The organism is Aquabacterium humicola (assembly GCF_030167915.1).
GTDB lineage: Bacteria > Pseudomonadota > Gammaproteobacteria > Burkholderiales > Burkholderiaceae_C > Pseudaquabacterium > Pseudaquabacterium humicola.
Genome location: NZ_JARGNB010000006.1, coordinates 358,157 through 377,722, shown reverse-complemented (window position 1 = coordinate 377,722; position 19,566 = coordinate 358,157). Strand labels below are relative to the sequence as shown.

Below are 19,566 nucleotides of genomic sequence, written 5' to 3'. Positions count from 1 at the left end.
CCGCCGGCGCTCAACGGAAGTTCCGGATCTTGTCGATGTTGGCCTTGCCGAACTGCTGCTCGAACTGCGCGTACACCGGCGTCAGCGCGGCCTGGAACTTGGCCTTGTCGACGTTCTCGACCACCTGCATGCCCTTGCTGCGCAGCTCGGCCACGCCCTTGGCGTCGTCCTCGTCCACGCGGGCGCGGTTGGCCTTCACGGCTTCCTTCGCGGCCTCGATGAACGCGGCCTGGTCGGCGGCGGACAGCTTGTCGAAGCTGGCCTTGTTCATCAGGAAGATCGCCGGGCTGTAGACGTGACCGGTCAGGCTCAGGTGCTTCTGCACCTGGTCGAACTTGGCCGCCATGATCACCGACAGCGGGTTCTCCTGGCCGTCCACCGTGCCCTGCTGCAGCGCGGTGAACACCTCCGGGAAGGCCATCGGCGTGGTGATGATGCCGAAGCCCTTGTACGCCGCCACGTGCACCGGGTTCTCCATCGTGCGCATCTTCAGGCCCTTCAGGTCGTCGGGCGAATTCACCGCCCGCTTGCTGTTGGTCATGTGGCGCACGCCGTTCTCGCCCCAGGCCAGCGCCTTGAAGCCCTTGGGCTCGAAGGCCTTCAGCATGTCCTGCCCGATCGGGCCGTCGAGCACCGCACGCGCATGCGCCTTGTCGCGGAACAGGAACGGGATGTCGAGAATGCGCGCCTCGGGCACGAAGTTCGGCACCGGGCCGGTGGAGGTGAAGGTCAGCTCCTGCGTGCCGAGCTGCACCGCCTCGATGCTCTCGCGCTCGCCGCCGAGCGATCCCGAATAGAAGGTCTGAACCTTGTAGCGCCCGGCGGTGCGCTTCTCGACCTCCTTGGCGAAGGTGTCGATGCCGATGCCCTGGTGCGAGTTCTGCGCCACCGAGATGCTGATCTTCATCGACGTCTGGGCGAGCACCGGGGTGGCCGGGGCGAGGGCCAGGACGGCAGGCAGCGACAGGGCGGCGGCGAGGCGCGTGAGCGTGTTCATCGGGTGAGCTCCGGAGCGGGTGGGCGACCTGTGTTTTTAGCGGAGCTGCGCGCGTTGTGCCCCCGGGGCAGCCCTGATGCGGGGTGCTCGCGCCCGTGCCAGGGCCATCGCAGCGTTCGACGGCGTACCTAACTCACCAAATGAGCGGATCAGGACCAACCCGCCGCGCTGGACACGAACGCATCGAGGCGCGCCGTCGACACCACGTCGCCCTTGGCGGCGTACAGCGCCCGGGCCTGGGCGGCACTGGCCAGTGCTTCGTCCTGGCGGCCGGCCAGCGCGAGCACCTGCCCGAGCGCCCAGCAGGCCTCCGCCTGCAGGATGGGGCCTTCGGTGCGCGCGGCCAGCTCGATGGCAGCGCGCGCCAGGGCCTCGCCCTGCGGCAGGTCGCCCGCGCGCGCCACGATCGGCGCCCGGACCAGCCGGCACAGCGCCTGCGCCTCGTGGTCGTCCGCACTGGCGATCCGTTCGGCGGCGTCGAGCAGCGCCAGCGCCTCCTCGTCTCGGCCCTGCTCGCGCACCAGGCACGCGAGCAGCGCAGCCACCGTGGGCAGGTAGTACGACTCGCCCTTGCCGGCCAGGAAGTCGTGGTCGGCGCGCACCGCGCGCTCGGCGCCGGCCAGGTCGCCCGCCAGCAACTCGACACGCGCGACATCGATCGCCGTCGACGCCAGGAACACGCCCTGCCCGAGCTCGCGCAGACGGGCGCGCGCATCGTGCAACAGCGCGCGTGCGGCGGCAAAGTCGCCGCACATGGCCTTCATCTGCGCGATGACGCAGCACACCAGGTTCTCGCTGACGCGATCGCCGATGTTCCGGGCCAGCGCGTCCTCGCACACCGCGATCGCCTCCGCGGCCGGCATCGGACCGTACTGGGCGTTCATCGACAAGCCGAGCGCGCTGCGTGCCATCAGCCGCTCGTTGCCGGCGGCCCGCGCCGCGGCGGCGTAGTGCACGGTCGCCTCGCCGGCGAGCCGGTAGCGGCCGGACACCCCGTGCGCCAAGGCCATCAGGCGCCATGCGCGGGCCAGCACGTCGACGGCGCCGGCGGCTTCCAGCATCGGCACGGCCGCCTCGGCCATGCGCAGCGCCTCGGCAGACCAGTCGGCCTGCTCGCCGCGGTACAGCCGCACGAACATGCCGTTCAGCCGCGCCCAGGTCACGAGCACCGCATCGCCCAGCTGCTCGCCGCCGGCCACCGCTTCGTCGAGCACCGCGCTTGCCGCATCGAAGTCGCCGCTGTCGACCAGGCATTCGGCCAGCAGCGGCAATCGCGCGAGCCGCCCGGCGTCCAGCGGCGGCACCAGGTTTCCGGCGCGCTGGAACAGGTTGGTCGCGGCATGCATGTCGCCGCGCAGGTAGGCGCGCCGGCCGGCGTCGCCGAGCCGGCGTGCCGCGTCGGCGGCCACCGCGTGGCCGGCCTCGTCGAGCGGGCCCAGCTCGCGCAGGAAGCGGCTGGCCTGCTCCAGGTGGAAGCCCAGCACCTCCTGGTGCTCGAAGGCGCGGTCCCCGTCGGGATCGAGCGCGTCGGCCCAGCGCACGAACGCGATGTGCAGGTCCGCTCGCGTGCGCTTGAGCATCGAGTGGTACACCGTCTCGCGCAGCAGGTGATGGTGGAAACGGTACACCGGGTCCGCGCCCGCCCGGGCCCACGGGTCGATCAGCCGCTTGCTGGCGAGGCTGGCGAGCCGGGCATCGACCACGGCCGGGTCCTCGACGTGCACCAGCGATGCGATGCCACGCGACTCGAATTCCAGGCCGATCACCGATGCCGGCTCGGCGGTGGCCCGTTCGTCGCGGCTCAACGCATCGAGGCGGGCCTGCAGCAGCGCCTGGATGGTGGGCGGCACCGGCACCGGCGCCTGCAGATCGCCGCGATGCCAGCGCCCGTCGTTCGGCGTGAGGGTGCCGCGGTCGATCAGCCAGGCGAGCAACTGCTCGACGTAGAGCGGGTTGCCGTCGGCCGCAGCGACGATGCGCGCCACCACGTCATCGCCCAGGCCCGCCGTGCCGGTGAGGTGCCTCACGATCTGGGCCGACGCCTCCGGCGCGAGCGGCCCGAGCATCAGGCGCGCCGATCCGGGCCGTTCACCCCATGGCGGACGCGCGTCCAGCAGTTCCGGCCTCGCGGTGGCCAGCAACAGCATCGGCACGCCGGCCGATGCGTCGAGCACATGCTCCATCAGTTCGAGGAACGCGGCTTCCGCCCAGTGGATGTCGTCGACCACCGCCACCAGCGGTCCGCGTGCGGCCAGGCCTTCGAGGAACTTGCGCGCGGCCCAGACCAGTTCGGCGAGCGGGAACGTGGATGCGCTCGAACCCGTTGCCGACGCGAGCCGTTCGGCAACGTCGTGCTCGCCGACCAGCGCCAGCAGCTTCGTGCGCGCGGCCTCGGGGTTGTCGCCGTCGTGGATCTGCGCGGCCTCGCGCAGCATCGTGGTGAGCGGCCAGAACGTGATGCCGTCGCCATAGGGCAGGCAGCGGCCGCGAACGACCTGCACGCGGGCGTCCAGGCGCCGGATAAGCTCGATCACCAGGCGCGACTTGCCCGCGCCGGCATCGCCGATCACCGTCACCATGCGCGCGCAGCGCTGCAGCGTGACCTCGCGCACGGCCTCGTCGAGCGACGCCAGCTCGGCATCGCGCCCCACCACCGGCGTGTCGATGCGCCGGAGGCTGCCTTCCGCCGCACGCAGGCCCACGAGCCGCCACGCCGGCACCGGCGCGCTCTTGCCCTTGGCCTCGATCGGCGTCACCGGCTCGGCGATGACCGCGTCGCACACCAGACGGAACGTGAGCTCGCCGATCAGCACGCCGTTGTCGGGAGCGGCCTGTTCCAGCCGCGCGGCCACGTTCACCGCGTCGCCGGTGGCGAGCTCCTCGTGGGCGGTGGGATCGATGTTGGCCACCACCTCGCCGGTGTTCACCCCGGTGCGGTTGCGCAACTCCACGCCGTGGCTGCGCTGGAGCGCGGCGTTGACCTGCGCCAGCGCCGAGCGCATGGCGTCGGCTGCCCGCACCGCGCGCAGCGCGTCGTCCTCGTGCGCACGCGGCAGGCCGAACACCGCCATGATCGCGTCGCCGATGTACTTCTCCACCTTGCCGCCGTGGCGCCGGATCTCGGCGGCCATGGCCGCGAAGTAGCGCTTCTTGACGGCATGCAGCGATTCGGCATCCAGCCGTTCGCCGAGCGCCGTGGAGCCCTTGAGGTCGGTGAAGACGACCGTCACGGTCCGTCGGACCTCGTGCGGCGCATCCGGCCCGGCGGTGGCGAGCGGGGTTCCACACTGCCCGCACAGCCTGAACTGGGCCGGGCAGTCGGCGCCGCACGCGGGGCATCGCACCATCGCACCAGTCTAGCGCCGCACGCCCGCAGCGGACCTGGCTCGCCGGGGCGTGCGCCTGCATTGCCAGTGCGACGCATCGTGCCGATACTGCGTGGCACCCACTCCATGGCGAGAAAATCGGTCCGGTGCCGAAGGGCGTCGGGGCGACGTCGAGACCATCCATGCCACAGCCCGTTCACCGCTGCTCCATGCGCGCGCTGCTGCGGGACATCCCCGCGACCGAGCTCGCCGGGCTGCGCCGCCCCACCGAGGACGACGTCGATGCATTGGGCGGCTTGATGTACCGGGCTTATGCCGGCACGATCGACTACGACGGCGAGACCGCGGAAGAGGCGCTCGCCGAGGTGCGCAGGACTTTCGTCGGCGAATACGGGGCTTTCGATCCTGCCCATTCGACCGTTGCGAAGCGATCGGGACGGCTGGTCAGCGCCACACTGGTCACGCACTGGCAGGAACGGCCCTTCGTGGCGTTCACGATGACCGATCCGGCCTTTGCCCGGCAAGGGCTCGCGCGCGCGACGCTCGAACGATCGATGCACCTGTTGCGTCAGAGCGGTGAGACCGAGCTGCGTCTGGTCGTCACGATCGACAACGAGCCTGCGAGGTTGCTGTACGAATCGCTCGGCTTCGTGCGTGAGCCGTGACGGCGGAAGCAATGCACTGGCTGCCAACTCTGGAAAGCCAGATCGAACACCCCGCCTGGCAGCCGTTCCCCGGCATGCGTCGCACGGCATGTCAGCGCCGCTGCGGCTGGCTGCTGGCGCTGATCGGCATCGCGCTGCTGGCCGGCTGCACCAACCTGCTGCGCCTGTCTGCCGACACGCGCGAGACGCGCGAACGGCTGCGCATCCTCGAAGGGAACCTCGAGGCCCCGACCTGTGCGGAGTGCCCGCTGATCGTTGTCGTGCTGGGCGACGAGTCCCCGCCGGTGGTCCACAACTTCCGCGTCTTCGAGCGCAGCGGCAGCTTCCGCATCGCCGCCCTGCGCGAATCGAGGCATCTGTTCGCCTTCCAGGACACGAACCGCGACTTCTCCTACCAGCCGGGGGAGCCGGCGGCATGGCACGAGCTGGCCGGCACGCGTTTCGAGGGCCTGACCGCGACGGACATCGCCTTGCGTCTCGGCGGGCCGCTCGTGCGGCCGGCACCGCCCGGCATGCTCAACCTGTTCGAGTTGCGCGGCGCCACGCTCGGCCGCGTCGATGTGCAGATGGGGCAGCTGGCGACGCTGGAGGACGAGCGCTTCTCCCCTGCGGCCGCGGAGATGGGCGTCTGGGAGCCGGTGCGCTTCATGAAGCAGGGCAACGCCGGCATCTTCTTCCTCGAGCCCTACGATGCCGCGCGCACGCCGGTGCTGTTCATTCCCGGCATCAACGGAACGCCACGCGACTTCACGGACTTGATCCGCGCACTCGACCGCCGCCGTTTCCAGCCCTGGGTGATGCACTACCCCTCGGGACTCGACCTGCGGGCACTGGGGGATGGCCTCGTCGGCCTGATGGCCGAACTGCGCCTGCGCCACGCCTTCAGCTCACTGCACGTCGTCGCCCACAGCATGGGCGGCCTGGTCGGCCGGGAGTTCGTCGCCGAGTGCGCGCGGGGCCGCACCTGCGGCTACCTGCGCCAGTTCATCTCCATCTCGACGCCGTTCTCGGGCGAAGCCACCGCCGGGCTCGGTGTGGCGTATGCGCCGGTGGTGGTGCCGGTGTGGCGAAACCTGGCACCCGGATCGCCCTTTCTCGACCACCTCTTCGACGAGCCCTTGCCGGGTGATGTCGAGCATCACCTGCTGTTCAGCTTCCGCAACGAGTCCGGCTTGCGTCGCGGCAGCGGGGACGGCGTCATTCCGCTGGCCAGCCAGCTGCGCCCCGAGGCGCAGGCCCAGGCGAGCACGCTGCGCGGATTCGACGACGATCACATGAGCGTTCTCGAGAATCCGGCGGTGCATCAACTGGTCAATGAGCTGCTGGGGACGGGTGGGCGGTCAGGGCGGGTGCTGCGGCAGTAGGTTTCGGCCACACACCCGCACGCCGTTCTCGCCTCAGGCCAGCGCCTTGAAGCCCTTGGGCTCGAAGGCCTTCAGCATGTCCTGCCCGATCGGGCCGTCGAGCACCGCGCGGGCACGCGCCTTGTCGCGGAGCAGGAAAGGGATGCCGAGGATGCGGGCATGAAATTGGGCACCGGGCCGGTGGAGGTGAAGTCAGCTCCTGGGTGCCGATCTGCACCGCCTCGATGCTCTCGCGCTCGCCGCCGAGCGATCCGGAATAGTAGGTCTGCACCTTGTACCGCCCGGGGGTGCGCTTCTCGACCTCCTTTGCGAAGGTGTCGATGCCGATGCCGTGGTGCGAGTTCTGCGCCACCGAGATGCTGATCGCATCAGGGCACGCGCGGGGCCGGAAACGCCCGATGGTCCGCTAAAAACACACCTCGCCCACCCGCTCCGGAGCCCACCCCGATGAACACCCTCCCGCGCCTCGCCGCCGCCCTGGCCCAGACGGCGATGAAGCGGTGCGCGCGGAGGCCCGTTGCGGCCGGCGGCGATGCAACGGTGTTTTCGGGCCACACGTCCGGAGCTCACCTTGCCGCGGCGGCCACGGGCGCCCGATACTGCGCCGACACCGCCAAGGTTGGGGAGCGAACAGCAATGAGAACCTCTGAACTTGAACGCGCGGTCGGATCTGAAGCGGTGCGTCGAGGGCGACGCCACCGATGAGGCCTGACGCCGACGACCCTTCGGATGACGCAGAGCTGTCCGCCCTGCTCGCCAGCCTGGAGATCGCGATGCTAGAAGTGCCGATGTCGCCACCCCTCGGGCAGCGATGAAGGGGCTCTCGTCGCAGGCCTGGAGTACTGCACCCCTGACAGCATGGAGCACCTGATCGATGCCTTCGGCGCCGCTTCGGCGCTGGCCCGAGCGCGCCGCACACGCCCGTGAGAACGTGGGAGACGGGATTCGCCTTGTGGCGGCACCTGCCTTGCGACGCGAGGCTCTCCGATGGCGAAGATGCCGTTCTGGAAGTGAGAATGGACTCAAAATTGATCGGCGACGTCATTCACATGGTCGGCGGCTCGATCGCGAAGCGATAGTCCGGCAGCAGCGTTCGAAGGGATCGAAACGTGTATGAATTCAACACAGCCACGTATGCCTTTCACATATTCCTTAGCCACAACGGTGCGCAGAAGCCATACGCTCGCGAACTCGTCAGCGCTCTTAGAAGTCGGGCACTGAGTGTATTCTTCGATGAGGACTGTGTATTGCCGGGTGACGATGTCGTTCACACGATCGAAGTTGCGTTAGCGCAGAGCAGGCATGTCGTATTAGTGCTCTCGGCCGAGGCACTGGGGAGTCGTTGGGTCACCCTCGAATGGACTTCTTCGCTGCATCGAGATCCCGACGCCGCCGCGCGCTCGATCATCCCAGTAGTGACTGATTCCTGCCGTGTACCACTGACTTTGGCCAGACTGAAGTTCGTTGACGCCCGGATTGGAACGACGGAGGCCCACGCCGAGGAAGTATTGCGTAGCATCGACCTAAATGCGGCACGGCGGCATATCGACGCGAGCGCGGACCAGACCGCCGCAAGAAGTATCGAGGAGTCTGCGAAACCGACGTCATCAGTTCAGCTCGGCGGCTCAGTTCCCCAAGATTCTCCATTGTATGTGGTTCGTCACCAAGAAGAATCGCTGCACGTCCGCCTCTTTGAGAATTCGACTACAGCCTTATCGGTTTGGGGGCCCCGTCAAATGGGGAAGTCGTCAATGATTGGCCGCGCGTTGCACGTCGCGAGGGCGAAAGGCGTTCAAACCGCGCGAATCGATTGCTCCACGCTAGGCGCAGCGGATGCCGCTCAATTCCTGGCAGCGATAGCGGACGAACTTTCTGATCAAGGGATTTACTACGACGGGCCGCCCAGTTTTGAACAACTCTCGGAGAGCCTTCCCCTAGCGACGCGCTATTTCCGTCGCTTGTTCCGCAACGTCGCCGGCCCAACAATTGTTGCGCTCGACGAGTTTGACTACATCAGACGCCTGGAGGATGCAGAACCGGTCTTGGGCACACTGCGCGGGCTCCTCGATGACAGTGTCCGCGTCCGCGAGCAAAGGGATAGACGGGCAACGATCAAACTCCTCTTTGGCTGCTACGAGCATCCGGTAAGACTAGAAGACGGCTATTCACATCGTTCTCCCTTTAACATTGGATTCCACTTTCGGATTGAGCCCCTAGATCGTGAAGAACTGAGTGCACTTCTTGCCGTCTTTCCGGCGCTGCACGATCCAGCGAACTTAGAGGCGCTCTGGAATATCTGCGGTGGTCATCCCTACCTTGCGCAGCAAGCGATTCATGTGACCCTTACCGCCAACATCTCGTTGGAGTCAATTTCCAGCGATCCGAGAACCTACATCGGACACTTCGCCATGCCGCTGATGACCTTGCGTCACCAGCTTGACTCAGATCCCGAGGCGACTGCGGCGCTTGCCGGGTTCACCGACGGTGCAGAGTACGAACGTCAAGGTCGTCAATTTTCTAAGTTGCTTGAGTTGGGGCTAGTTCACGAGGACGATCACGGACGCTTCTGGTTCGCGAATGCGCTATTCCGAGTTGCATTCGGAAAGTAGGCGCCCAGAGCGGCCTTGGCTGCCGCATTGTCAAAGGGCGAGGAAGCAAATGCCATGCGCCGGCTAAGCGCACTTCGCATGCGATGGCACCCTTTCCACCTCAGCTCAAGCCCGTGCGTCGTAGCCCCCGCTCATAGCAGGCACCACGATATTCACAACCATATGCAGAGCGCCACGAACGCGGCACTCCTTTGAGCCATCTGCGCCTCACGCCTCTCGGCGTCCGATCTCGTGTCGACAACACCACCGAACTTTCACTATGCAGCGCTCTTGGTGGTGACCTCGGTCGGCAGTAGCAACCGGTCGCTGAAAAACATGACTTCGGCACCGACATAGCGGCGCTGGGCCGTGTAGTTGAGCCCATAGTCGAACGACCGCGCGTATTCGTACATTGCGCGAATCTCGACGACGTTGTCATACGAGACAATCCATGGACGCCGGAACCGCGTGCTCGCCAACAATTTGGCTATGCGCTCGTGGTCGCCGTGCGTGTAGAAATTGCGGTATAGGTCCGAGCCCTTAACGTAGTACGGCGGATCGAGGTAGACCAACGAGTTTGGGGGTAGAAATGTATGACACCTTGTCAGCAGTGCACGCGAATCCTCCTCATAGACTTTGATCGCGGCCGCATGCTTGCCGATGCGCTCGATGCGCTCGCACAGTTGATCGCGCATGAAGCGGGCGTCAAGCTTGTACGGCCCCGACTGACCTTTGCCGCCGATGATGCCGCCCATGAGGATCCCGGAGCGGTTTGTCCGATTCATGAACAGCGTCGCAAAGCCCCGTTCGAGTTCCGTGGCTTGCGTTTGTCCCAGCATGACGGATCGCCAGTGATGCCAGGCATCAATGTTGACGGGCTCGTTTGCGACCATGTCGGCCATGCTTGACGACTTGGCCGTGACGGCACGCCAAAAGACTGCAACAGCAGGATCGGCGTCGTTGATATGCACTTGTGAGACGTGCCCGTCGAAGAGCAGGATGAGCGCGACGCCGGCGCCACCCGCGTAAGGCTCCATGTAGTGGCCGCCCGTCAGTGCATTCGAATGAATGACATCCGCGATGAGCGGTGCGAATCGCGCCTTGCCACCCGGATAGCGCAGAGGGGTGTAGAGAGTGTTGGAATACATGGCCGGGTTTTCTAGACGTTGCTCTTGGCGCTGGACAGAGCCGTCAACTTAACCCGCGTTGCCGTAACGGTGCACGCAGCTTCGAACGCGCGACGAAATTCTTCCACCTCTGCTGCGTGCAAGGTCGCCCAGACTTCAAGCACACCCCAGCTCTTCAACTTCTTCCACATCGCGATCCACCAAGCCTTCGTGCTTTCCCGTTCGTCGCTGGTTCCGGCTCCATTGTCGAAAAAGGTGGCGAGAAGCCTGTCCGTGCTTGGATTGGTGACCGTGAATCCATGAATGGCGTCGTGCAGAGGCCCGCCTTGCGCTTCGACAACTCCGCGCAAAAAGAGCCGAATGGTGTTCTCCGGTGACCGGGCCTTGCCCCGCGCTCCGACGGCGCATGGAAGCTTAATCGCGTTGCCACGCTCCGCGGCCGCATTGGGGATCGTCGTGTCGGCATCGACGACGAGCACGCGGTCTTTGAAGATCGGATCCTTGCTGGGAAGGCCGATCAGGTGCGAGCCGCCGACGCCCAGAGCAATGAGCTTGATCTGAACGCCAAGGCGACGGCCAAGACCGGCTCGCTTCGCGCGCGGAAATAGCGCATCGAAGAACTGCATCCCCTCCTCGTCCTCAAAGTAGGCACACAGTACGGGCTTGCTCGGCGGCTCATCGTCTCTCAGCGCCATGTCGCTCAGGATGGCGGCTAGTGATTGGTTCTCCGCGAGTCGCGGCCGCCGCGTGTCGATCAGATAGACCACCTTGTCTGGGGCACGCATGTTTCCTCGTCCCTCAGGATGCACTGCTTCGATCATGCGGGGTGAGTGCGTGGTCGCGACAATCTGAAGATCTAGGCGTCGGGCTTGTGCCTTGAGGGCAGTCACCAGCCGGTCGATCGCGTGTGGATGGAACCCGGCGTCGATTTCGTCGATAACCAGCAATCCGCCCGGATAGTTGTCCCCCATTTCCCGTTTCAGACGATTGAACGACGCTAGCGCCGTGCCGATGCTTCCGAGACTGTCCTGCCCGAGCGATACCGCAAGGGCCTCGTGGTCGGGATAGCCGGGTTGTGCGGTCCTCTTCAGCGATCCTTTTATGCTCTGCAAGGTCACGTCGGGCGTGACAGTGATGCCCAGCATGACGGCGTTGGCGAAATCGACCATGACCTGGCGGTCATCGACATGCATGTCCAGCGCGCCAACCTGGACTTCCTTTTCGCTCGCCTCGCCGATGGTCGCGAGCCGGCGGATGCCGAGGTAAAGGGTCGGCAGTGGAATCTTCGCGTCTGGCCCGACCGCGTCGTCGTCTTTAGGTTCGATGGTGCGCGGCACGATGCGGGCACGCTGCCACTGGCTCCGCTGCGTCATTGAGCATCGCTTCCGCATTGACATGCCGTAGACGTTCGCCGACACCACTGGCGCTTCGGACGGACTCGCTTGCGCAGGTCCGACTTCGGCCAATGCCAAGTAGACGATGCGCTCTACGTTCGCGTAGAACGGATCGCCCGCGTAGCTCTTGGGGTCGCTGGATCCCGTGAGGCCGAACGTGTTCGCCACCAATCCAAGGATCGTCGATTTGCCAATGCCGTTGTGACCGGCAACGATCGTCAGCCGCTCGGCGAAGTCAATCTTGAACCCGCGCAGCTTGCGGAACGGTGACGCGCTGAACTCCAAGGATGCAAGTCTGATCTTTTTGTTCACGGTCGCCATGCCATATCCCTGCATAGACGGCCTGCTGCCGTGAGTCAGGCCTTATGGGTGTCATTGTCCTACATGGCAAAGGTAGAGGTGGAACTGCCTCGCTCCAGAGAAGCGGTTGGGGCTTGGATTTCGAGGTCCGCGAAAGTAGGTCAACTCCGAGGACGGCGTTTCGCGAGGAGCAGTCATGCGGCACCGCGATGCCAGTGACGGCTCACGCTGCAAAGCAGCCACCCACAGGCGCGCCCCGCGCGCCGCAGCCCGCGCGTCAGCGCGGGCCTCGTGCAAGTTGATGCGCAGCGCGCTAGCGCTGTCGCATCCAACGCGCACAACAGGGACGACGCGCCCCGCGCGTCCGTCACCTGTCAGAAATGGATCCCCCGCATCATCTGCTGCAGCGCCATCGCCTCCGCCGACAACTTCGCCTTCTCCCCCTTCTCCCCCTTCGCCGCTTCCGAATCCGGGAACATCCGGAACGTCGTGTTCATCACGATCTGCGCCACCTTCGGCGCAAACGCGTGCAGCACCTGTCCGGTGATGCCGAGTCGAGTCGCAATCCGCACCGGCTTGTACACACAAGCCTCCGCAATCATGTCCGCCGCCTCTTCCGGCGCCAGCGTCGGCACGTTCTGGTAGATCTTCGTCGGCGCGATCATCGGCGTGCGCACCAGCGGCATGTTGATGGTCGTGAAGGTGATGCCCTGGTCGCTGAACTCGCTCGATGCACAGCGCGTCCACGCGTCCAGTGCCGCCTTCGAGGCCACATACGCCGAGAAGCGCGGCGCATTGGTCAGCACGCCAATGGAGCTGATGTTCACCACGTGCCCCTTGCGCTTCTTCACCATGCCGGGCAGCAGGCCCATCGTGATGCGCAGGCAGCCGAAGTAGTTCAGGTCCATCGTGCGCTGGAAGTCGTGGAAGCGCTCGTAGCTGTTCTCGATCGCGCGGCGGATGGAGCGGCCGGCGTTGTTGATGAGGAAGTCGACGCCGCCGTGCTCTTCTTCCAGCGTCTTGACGAATTCTGCGCAGCCCTGCTCGTCGGCGATGTCCACCGAGTAGCTGAACACCTTGGCGTCCTTGCCGGCGAAGGCCTTGATCTCCTTCACCGCCTCGGCCAGCTTGTCCTCGCCGCGCGCGCAGATGATGGTGATGGCGCCGGCCTCGGCGAACTTCATCGCCGCCGCCAGGCCGATGCCGGACGAGCCGCCGGTCACCAGCACCACCTTGCCGCCGACGGTGCCCTTCAAGCTGCGGTCGATGAAGAGGTCGGGGTCGAGGTGGCGTTCCCAGTAGTCCCACAGGCGCCACGCGTAGTCCCGGAGGTTCGGGCAGGCGATGCCGGAGCCCTCCAGCGCCTTCTGTGTCTCGCGGCAGTCGAACCTCGTCGGGTAGTTGACGAAGTTCATCATGTCCTCGGGCAGGCCGAGGTCCTTCATCACCGCGTGGTACACGCGGCGCACCGGCGCCAGCGCCATCAGGCCCTTCTTCACGCTCTTCGGAATGAAGCCCAGCAGTGCGGCGTTGACGAAGAGGTTCATCTTCGGCGCGTGCGCGGCCTTGCTGAAGATGTCCAGCACGTCGCCAACGCGGTAACCCACCGGGTCGACCAGGTGGTAGCACTTGCCCTTCAGGTCCTTGACGGTGTGCGAGATGTGGTCGAGCGCGGCGACGACGAAGTCCACCGGCACGATGTTGACGCGGCCGCCTTCCAGGCCCACCGCCGGCATCCACGGCGGCAGGATCTGGCGCATGCGCTGGATCAGCTTGAAGAAGTAGTACGGGCCGTCGATCTTGTCCATCTCGCCGGTGGTGGAGTCGCCCACCACCATCGCCGGGCGGTACACCGTCCACGGCACCTTGCACTCCTTGCGCACGATCTTCTCGCTCTCGTGCTTGGTCATGAAGTACGGGTGGTCCAGGCCTTCGGCCTCGTCGAACATGTCCTCGCGGAACACGCCTTCGTACATGCCGGCGGCGGCGATCGACGACACGTGGTGTACGTGCTTGGCGTCGATGGCCTTCGCGAACTCGCACATGTTGCGCGTGCCCTCGACGTTCACCAGCACCTGGCTTTCTTCGTCGGCCGACAGGTCGTACACCGCCGCCAGGTGGTAGACGCCATCCACCTGGCCCTTCAGCGCCTTGATGTCGTCGCTGGCCACGCCGAGCTTCTTCGCCGTCAGGTCGCCGGTGACCGGCACGGCGCGCGTCTTGTTGACGCCCCAGAACTTGTACAGGTCGGCAAGCTTGCCTTCGCTGCCCTCGCGGACCAGGAAAGACACCGTCGAGCCGCGCCGGGCCAACAACGCCTTGACAAGGCGCTTGCCGATGAAACCAGTGGCGCCGGTGACGAAATAGTGCATGGAACTCCTCCAGGGGCAGGGGCTGAAGCCGCGAACGGGGTGCGGCAAGACGTTCTTGGCGCCCGATCTTAGGCAATGCCGCGGGGGGTCCGTTGCGCGGTAACCCGAGGGTGTTGCGGCGCCGCAAGCGCTTTTGTGCGCCGACCGAACCAGTCCGGCCCCGTCAGGCGGCCATCGCGCCCACGCGGCGCCTGGCGGGCCACGGCGGCGATTCAGCCCGCGATCGCCCGCCGCACCGCGGCCAGCGGCGCGTCGTCGCGCAACTCGACGGTGGGCCCGCGCGCCACCACGCCGAGATCCGCCCACAGCCCGGCCAGGTCGATCGGCGCCGGGCAGTCCTTCATCAGCGCGTACAGCTCTTCCAGCGTCGGCTGGCCGATCGCCGCATCGCCGACCGCCAGGATGCGCGGCAGGTCCCAGGCGTCGGCGTAGCTGCCGCCGGCGGCCAGCACGCCGCGCAGCGCATGCTCCAGGCCGCGCTGCACGCCGCTGCGGCGGCGGATCTGCACGTCGGCCAGCAGGCTGAACAACGCGCCGCCCCAGTAGGTGCGGCCCCAGGTGGGCGTGTGGTCCAGGCCCGCGTCGCCGGCCTGCGGCTGGCCCTGCGGCATGTCGCGCTGCAGCCCGTGCCACATCGCCGCGGCGTCCAGCTGCCCGGCGCGCACGCGGGCGATGCCCTCGACGTAGGTGGCCAGGCCTTCCTGCAGCCAGCTCTGCCGGCGCGGCACGCGCGGCACGGCCAGGTGCACGAACTCGTGCACCATCACCCAGTCGTCGTCGAACTGCGCGGTCGTGGTGTCCGTGCCCACGCGCAGCCGCACATAGGGCGCCGGATGGCCGAAGGCGGTGCCGTGGCGCACGCCGGCGCCGGCCACCGGCTGCACCAGTAGCTCGACCTCCGTCAGCGGAAAGCGGCCGAAGTAGCCGACGATGGCGACCAGCGCCCGCTCCACCCAGCGCGTCGCGCGCTGGCGCAGCGCGGCGTCGAAGCCTTCGGCGAACTGCAGCTCGATGCGCGCGCCGCCGGCCTGCAGCTCGGCGATCACCGGCTGGGCGCGCACCGAGGCCGGCCACATCGGCACGAGCAGCACGGCGCCGATGCCCGCGAGCACCCGCCGCCGATGCGCTGCCGACTGCACCATGCAAGGCATTGTGCGGTCCGCGCGACGAACCGGGGTCGATGCCACTGCACGAAGCCTGCGTTCGTGGCGAGAATCCGCCTCGATCGCCTCTCCGGTCCTGCCATGCGCCTGTCTGCCGCCCTGCCCGATCCGCCGCCATGGCTGCTGCGTCTGCTGACGCCGCTGCTGCTGGTGCTCCTGCTCGGCGGCTGCGCCACCGCGCTGCCGGCCATCGACCGCGCGAAGATCGCCAGCGAGGCGATCCCGGCGTCGCCCGCCACCACGCTGTCGAAGATCGTCGCCAACTCCACGCCGGGGCCGGATGCGCATTCGGGCTTCCGGCTCATGCCGCTGGGCTCGTTCTCGCTGGACACGCGGGTGCAGCTGGCGCGCCGCGCGCAGGTGTCGCTGGACGTCCAGTACTACCACTTCGAAGGCGACGAAACCGGCCGCTGGCTGCTGCGCGCGCTGCGCGACGCGGCCGAGCGCGGCGTGCGCGTGCGCCTGCTGGTCGACGACTTCTACACCGGCGGCCACGACGAGCTGTTCCTGGCCTTCGCGGCGCACAAGAACGTGCAGGTGCGCCTGTTCAACCCGTTCTGCTGCGCGCGCGGCTCGGGCCAGAGCACGCGTTTCCTGGCGTCGATCGGCGACTGGGGCCGGGTGAACCACCGCATGCACAACAAGCTCTTCGTCGCCGACGGCATCGCCGCGGTGATCGGCGGGCGCAACATCGCCAACGAGTACTACCTGCGCGGCGAGACCGACAACTTCGTCGACCTCGACGCCTTCGTCGTCGGCAAGGTGATCGAGCCGCTGGCGGCGCTGTTCGACCGCTACTGGAACAGCGACGCGGTGTACCCCTACGACGCAATCGCGAAGACCTCGATGGACGCCGCCGCGCTGCGCGCCTACTTCGACGACATCACCGGCCCGGCGAAGACCCCGCCGCCGCCGCCGCTGCCGCCGAACGACATCCTCGGCTACGGCCCGGTGGGCGACGACCTCGAAGACGGCCGCCTCGGGCTGATCTGGGGCGAGGGCTACGTCTTCGCCGACCATCCCGACAAGCCCTTCGACGGCTCGGTGGGCGGCGAGTTGCTCGAGACCAGCGTGACCTACAACGTGCTGGAGGCGATGAAGCAGGCCAAGAGCGAGGTGGTGATCTCGTCGCCCTACTTCATCCCCGGACCCACCGGCATGCAGTTCTTCCGCGAGCTGCGCGGGCGCGGCGTGAAGGTCAGCGTGATGACCAACTCGCTCGGCTCCACCGACGAACCGGTGGTGCACCTGGGCTACAGCCGCTACCGGCCGGACATGCTGCGCATGGGCGTCGAGCTGTACGAGCTGTCGAACCAGCGCGTGAAGCGCAACAAGCGGCTGTTCCACTTCGGCGAAAGCCTGGGCCGGCTGCACGCGAAGCTGGCGGTGGTGGACAAGCGCATCTCGTTCATCGGCTCGATGAACTTCGACCCGCGTTCGGCCACCATCAACACCGAGCTCGGCGCGGTGATCGACAGCCCCGCGCTGGCGCGCGAGCTGCAGCGCGTGATCGACCTCGACCGCCTGCAAAGCGCCTACCGCGTGCGCTTCAAGGCCAACGGCAACGGCCTGGAGTGGCTGGGCACCGACGAAGAAGGCGACGTCGTGCTCGACGAAGAACCCGACAGCACGCCCTGGCTGCGCTTCAAGCTGTGGCTGCTGAGCCCGCTGGTGCCGGAAGAGCTGCTCTAGACGTTTCGCCGGCGGTTTTTCCAGGGGGTTCCCCTAGGGCACCCGCCCTAGCGATTTAGGCTGCCACCTCGAACGGCGCTGCCTACACTGCTGTCCCACAGAGGTGGTCCACGAACCGCCCCGCCTGTCACCCGAATCATCCGCAGCGAAGGAACGCACCATGGTCAAGAAGCTCCAGAAGATGGCCGACAAGAAGGCAACGTCGCCTGCCAGCCTGCTCGACAGCCAGCTCGCCAATACGATCAAGGCGTCGGCCCAGCAGATCTGGCTCGCCGGACTGGGCGCGTTCGCCAAGGCGCAGAACGAAGGCACCAAGGTGTTCGACACGCTGATGAAGGAAGGCCAGAGCCTGCATCGCAAGACACAGGCCGTGGCCAGCGAAAAGCTCGGCGACGTGGCCGGCAACATGAGCGCGATGGCCCGCGAGGTCGGCGGCAAGGCCAACGCGCAGTGGGACAAGCTCGAGACCATCTTCGAGGAGCGCACCGCCCGCGCGATGAACAAGATGGGCGTGCCGACCGCCAAGGACGTCGCCGCGCTGACCGAGCGCGTCGAAGCGCTGGCCGCCGCTGTCGCCAAGCTCGGCGGCAAGGTCGAGGCCCCGAAGGCGCCGCGCGCCAAGGCAGCCCCGAAGGCCGCCGCCAAGGCGCCGCGCGCCCCGCGCAAGGCCGCCAAGGCCGCCGAAGCCAACGGCGTCGCCAAGCCGGCCGCCAAGCGCCGCGCCGCCCGCAAGACGGCCGCCGCCACGACGGCCGCCGCGGAGTAAACCATTTCTCGCTCGCAGACGATGCGCAGGACCAAGGGCGCCGCCGTGGCGCCCTTTTTTCATCGTCCCGCGCGCTCCTCGGAGGTGCTTCGCGCCACGGCGTCCGGCGCGCGCCCCCGCAAGGGCCGGTCGGGCCCGATGCGCAGCCGCATCGGCCTGGCGCTGGCCGGCGGCGGCCCGCTCGGTGCCACCTGGGAGATCGGCGCGCTGTGCGCGCTGGAAGAGGCCATCCCCGGCCTCGACTTCACGAACCTCGACGGCTACGTCGGCGTGTCGGCCGGCAGCTTCATCGCCGCGGCCCTGGCCAACGGCATGCGGCCGCGCGCGCTCTGCGCGTCCTTCATCGAGAACGATCCGGCCGTCGCCACCGACGTCGTCAGCCCGACGCTGTTCGTGCGCCCCGCCGTCGGCGAACTGCTCGCGCGTCTGCTGTCGCTGCCGCTGCTGACCACGCAGGCCGGCTGGCAGCTGGCGCTCGGCCGGCGCTCGTTCATCGCGACCATCGAACGCCTGGGCCGCGCGCTGCCGACGGGGCTGTTCAGCCACGCACCGCTGGAAGCGCGGCTGCGCGAGGTGTTCTCGGCCGCCGGCCGCAGCAACGACTTCCGGCGGCTGAAGCAGCGTGTCGTGCTGGTGGCCACCGACCTCGACAGCGGCGAAGCCGCGCCCTTCGGCCAGCCCGGCTGGGACCACGTGCCGATCTCGCGCGCGGTGGCCGCCAGCGCCGCGCTGCCCGGGCTGTTCCCGCCGGTGGCGATCGGCGGCCGCTGGTACGTCGACGGCGCGCTGAAGAAGACGCTGCACGCGCGCGTGCTGCTCGACGAAGGCCTGGACCTGCTGCTGGCGCTGAACCCGCTGGTGCCCTTCGATGCGTCGCACGCGCCGCGCCACCGCCTGTTCGAAGGCGGCAGCCGCATCCCGCACATCGTGCAGGGCGGCCTGCCGCTGGTGCTGTCGCAGACCTTCCGCACGTTGATCCACTCGCGGCTGGAGCTCGGCCTGAAGGGCTACGAGGCCTCGCACCCGGACACCGACATCGTGCTGGTGGAACCCGACCAGCGCGACCCCGAGATGTTCCTCGCGAACATCCTCAGCTACTCGCAGCGCCGCCAGCTCGCCGAGCACGCGTACCAGAAGACGCGCGAAGACCTGCGCTCGCGCCGCAGCTCGCTCGGCGCGATGCTGCAGCAGCACGGCCTCGCGCTCGACGACGCGGCGCTGGACGATCCGCGCCGCCACCTCGTCGAGCCGCGCGGCACGCGCTTCACCGCGCTGGCGCGGCCGCTGAAGAAGCTGGATGAGGTGCTGGACGACCTGGAGCTGGCGCTGGCAACTCCGGTGGGCGCCTGAAGAACGCCCTGCGGCGTCAGCCGGCGACGCCGCCCAGCAGCCCCGCTGCCAGCGCCAGCTGCGCCGCGACGCCGGCGAGGAATGCGATGGTGCGCGGCACGATCGGCAGGCCGAGGATGCAGACCAGGTAGTGCGCCGCGCGGGCGGCGAAGTACAGCTGGTTCGCTGCCAGCAGCAGCGGCTGGCCGGGCAGCACCGCGTGTGCAGCCAGCGCGAGCGGCGCGAACACCACCAGGTTCTCGACGGCGTTGGCGTGCGCGCGCATTGCCCGCTCGGCCCAGCGCGCGCGCGGCGGCGGATCGGGTTCAGGGAACCAGCGCCAACCCGGCGGCCCGAGCTCCTTGAAGCGATTCGCGACGTACGGAATCCACAGCAGCGCGGTCATCGTGCAAGAGGCGGCGAGCCAGAGCAGGTCCGGCGCGACAGGTGCGGTCATCAAGAGTCTCCGAAACAGATGCGAGC

Annotated in this window: 13 protein-coding genes and 1 pseudogene; 6 read left to right on the top strand and 8 right to left on the bottom strand. The window is 67.5% G+C overall.

The features are described 5' to 3' along the window. Nucleotides 1–10 precede the first annotated feature (10 nt). Together P1K89_RS24985 and P1K89_RS24980 are read right to left on the bottom strand one after the other, a co-directional pair. A complete protein-coding gene (locus tag P1K89_RS24985) occupies nucleotides 11–997 on the bottom strand; it encodes a TRAP transporter substrate-binding protein (RefSeq protein WP_284619235.1) in 987 nt (328 codons plus the stop codon). Between the two features lie 149 nt (nucleotides 998–1,146). Next, entirely contained in the window at nucleotides 1,147–4,227 is a 3,081-nt protein-coding gene (locus P1K89_RS24980) for an AAA family ATPase (RefSeq protein WP_284619234.1), read from the bottom strand. Nucleotides 4,228–4,532: 305 nt separating this feature from the next. Here P1K89_RS24980 and P1K89_RS24975 point away from each other — a divergent pair, with 305 nt between their 5' ends. Both P1K89_RS24975 and P1K89_RS24970 read left to right on the top strand, forming a co-directional pair. Continuing rightward, complete coding sequence (locus P1K89_RS24975) at nucleotides 4,533–4,988, top strand: GNAT family N-acetyltransferase (RefSeq protein WP_284619232.1); 456 nt, start codon at nucleotides 4,533–4,535, stop codon at nucleotides 4,986–4,988. 74 nt (nucleotides 4,989–5,062) lie between these two features. Further along, complete coding sequence (locus tag P1K89_RS24970) at nucleotides 5,063–6,352, top strand: lipase family alpha/beta hydrolase (RefSeq protein ID WP_284619231.1); 1,290 nt, start codon at nucleotides 5,063–5,065, stop codon at nucleotides 6,350–6,352. A 36-nt stretch (nucleotides 6,353–6,388) separates the two neighbouring features. On the opposite strand, the pseudogene dctP reads toward P1K89_RS24970, so the two are convergent. After that, nucleotides 6,389–6,716, bottom strand: a pseudogene (dctP, locus tag P1K89_RS24965) (TRAP transporter substrate-binding protein DctP); the annotation flags it as partial. A 745-nt stretch (nucleotides 6,717–7,461) separates the two neighbouring features. Between dctP and P1K89_RS24960 the strand changes: the two are divergent. Next, complete coding sequence (locus P1K89_RS24960) at nucleotides 7,462–8,961, top strand: AAA-like domain-containing protein (protein ID WP_284619230.1); 1,500 nt, start codon at nucleotides 7,462–7,464, stop codon at nucleotides 8,959–8,961. Between the two features lie 257 nt (nucleotides 8,962–9,218). Here P1K89_RS24960 and P1K89_RS24955 read toward each other — a convergent pair whose 3' ends face one another. The 4 genes from P1K89_RS24955 to P1K89_RS24940 form a co-directional block, all read right to left on the bottom strand. Then, nucleotides 9,219–10,088, bottom strand: a complete 870-nt coding sequence (locus P1K89_RS24955) for a DNA adenine methylase (protein WP_284619229.1) — start codon at nucleotides 10,086–10,088, stop codon at nucleotides 9,219–9,221. An 11-nt stretch (nucleotides 10,089–10,099) separates the two neighbouring features. Continuing rightward, nucleotides 10,100–11,782 carry an AAA family ATPase gene (locus P1K89_RS24950; RefSeq protein WP_284619228.1) on the bottom strand — a complete coding sequence of 561 codons (1,683 nt, stop codon included), beginning with the start codon at nucleotides 11,780–11,782 and terminating at the stop codon, nucleotides 10,100–10,102. A gap of 353 nt (nucleotides 11,783–12,135) precedes the next feature. Then, the gene (locus P1K89_RS24945) at nucleotides 12,136–14,133 is read right to left on the bottom strand and encodes an SDR family oxidoreductase (protein WP_284619227.1); all 1,998 of its coding nucleotides are present in this window, start codon (nucleotides 14,131–14,133) and stop codon (nucleotides 12,136–12,138) included. Between the two features lie 212 nt (nucleotides 14,134–14,345). Then, nucleotides 14,346–15,275, bottom strand: a complete 930-nt coding sequence (locus P1K89_RS24940) for a hypothetical protein (RefSeq protein WP_284619226.1) — start codon at nucleotides 15,273–15,275, stop codon at nucleotides 14,346–14,348. Nucleotides 15,276–15,377: 102 nt separating this feature from the next. On the opposite strand from P1K89_RS24940, the gene P1K89_RS24935 reads away from it, so the two are divergent. The 3 genes from P1K89_RS24935 (at nucleotide 15,378) to P1K89_RS24925 (ending at nucleotide 19,104) form a co-directional block, all read left to right on the top strand. Next, complete coding sequence (locus P1K89_RS24935) at nucleotides 15,378–16,988, top strand: phospholipase D family protein (RefSeq protein WP_284619225.1); 1,611 nt, start codon at nucleotides 15,378–15,380, stop codon at nucleotides 16,986–16,988. A gap of 160 nt (nucleotides 16,989–17,148) precedes the next feature. Continuing rightward, nucleotides 17,149–17,754, top strand: coding sequence for a phasin family protein (locus P1K89_RS24930; RefSeq protein WP_284619224.1), 606 nt, complete (start codon nucleotides 17,149–17,151; stop codon nucleotides 17,752–17,754). A 138-nt stretch (nucleotides 17,755–17,892) separates the two neighbouring features. Next, nucleotides 17,893–19,104: a patatin-like phospholipase family protein gene (locus P1K89_RS24925; RefSeq protein WP_284619223.1), complete on the top strand. Its 1,212-nt coding sequence runs from the start codon at nucleotides 17,893–17,895 to the stop codon at nucleotides 19,102–19,104. A 16-nt stretch (nucleotides 19,105–19,120) separates the two neighbouring features. Here P1K89_RS24925 and P1K89_RS24920 read toward each other — a convergent pair whose 3' ends face one another. Further along, nucleotides 19,121–19,540, bottom strand: a complete 420-nt coding sequence (locus P1K89_RS24920) for an MAPEG family protein (protein WP_284619222.1) — start codon at nucleotides 19,538–19,540, stop codon at nucleotides 19,121–19,123. Between the last annotated feature and the right edge of the window lie 26 nt (nucleotides 19,541–19,566).

Bases quoted from the DNA above. Each gene is read 5' to 3' on its own strand.
- P1K89_RS24985 (WP_284619235.1), bottom strand. From the start codon at position 997: ATGAACACGCTCACGCGCCTCGCCGCCGCCCTGTCGCTGCCTGCCGTC.
- P1K89_RS24940 (WP_284619226.1), bottom strand. From the start codon at position 15,275: ATGGTGCAGTCGGCAGCGCATCGGCGGCGGGTGCTCGCGGGCATCGGC.
- P1K89_RS24945 (WP_284619227.1), bottom strand. From the start codon at position 14,133: ATGCACTATTTCGTCACCGGCGCCACTGGTTTCATCGGCAAGCGCCTT.
- P1K89_RS24950 (WP_284619228.1), bottom strand. From the start codon at position 11,782: ATGGCGACCGTGAACAAAAAGATCAGACTTGCATCCTTGGAGTTCAGC.
- P1K89_RS24925 (WP_284619223.1), top strand. From the start codon at position 17,893: ATGCGCAGCCGCATCGGCCTGGCGCTGGCCGGCGGCGGCCCGCTCGGT.
- P1K89_RS24970 (WP_284619231.1), top strand. From the start codon at position 5,063: ATGCGTCGCACGGCATGTCAGCGCCGCTGCGGCTGGCTGCTGGCGCTG.
- P1K89_RS24955 (WP_284619229.1), bottom strand. From the start codon at position 10,088: ATGTATTCCAACACTCTCTACACCCCTCTGCGCTATCCGGGTGGCAAG.
- P1K89_RS24920 (WP_284619222.1), bottom strand. From the start codon at position 19,540: ATGACCGCACCTGTCGCGCCGGACCTGCTCTGGCTCGCCGCCTCTTGC.
- P1K89_RS24935 (WP_284619225.1), top strand. From the start codon at position 15,378: ATGCGCCTGTCTGCCGCCCTGCCCGATCCGCCGCCATGGCTGCTGCGT.
- P1K89_RS24930 (WP_284619224.1), top strand. From the start codon at position 17,149: ATGGTCAAGAAGCTCCAGAAGATGGCCGACAAGAAGGCAACGTCGCCT.
- P1K89_RS24975 (WP_284619232.1), top strand. From the start codon at position 4,533: ATGCGCGCGCTGCTGCGGGACATCCCCGCGACCGAGCTCGCCGGGCTG.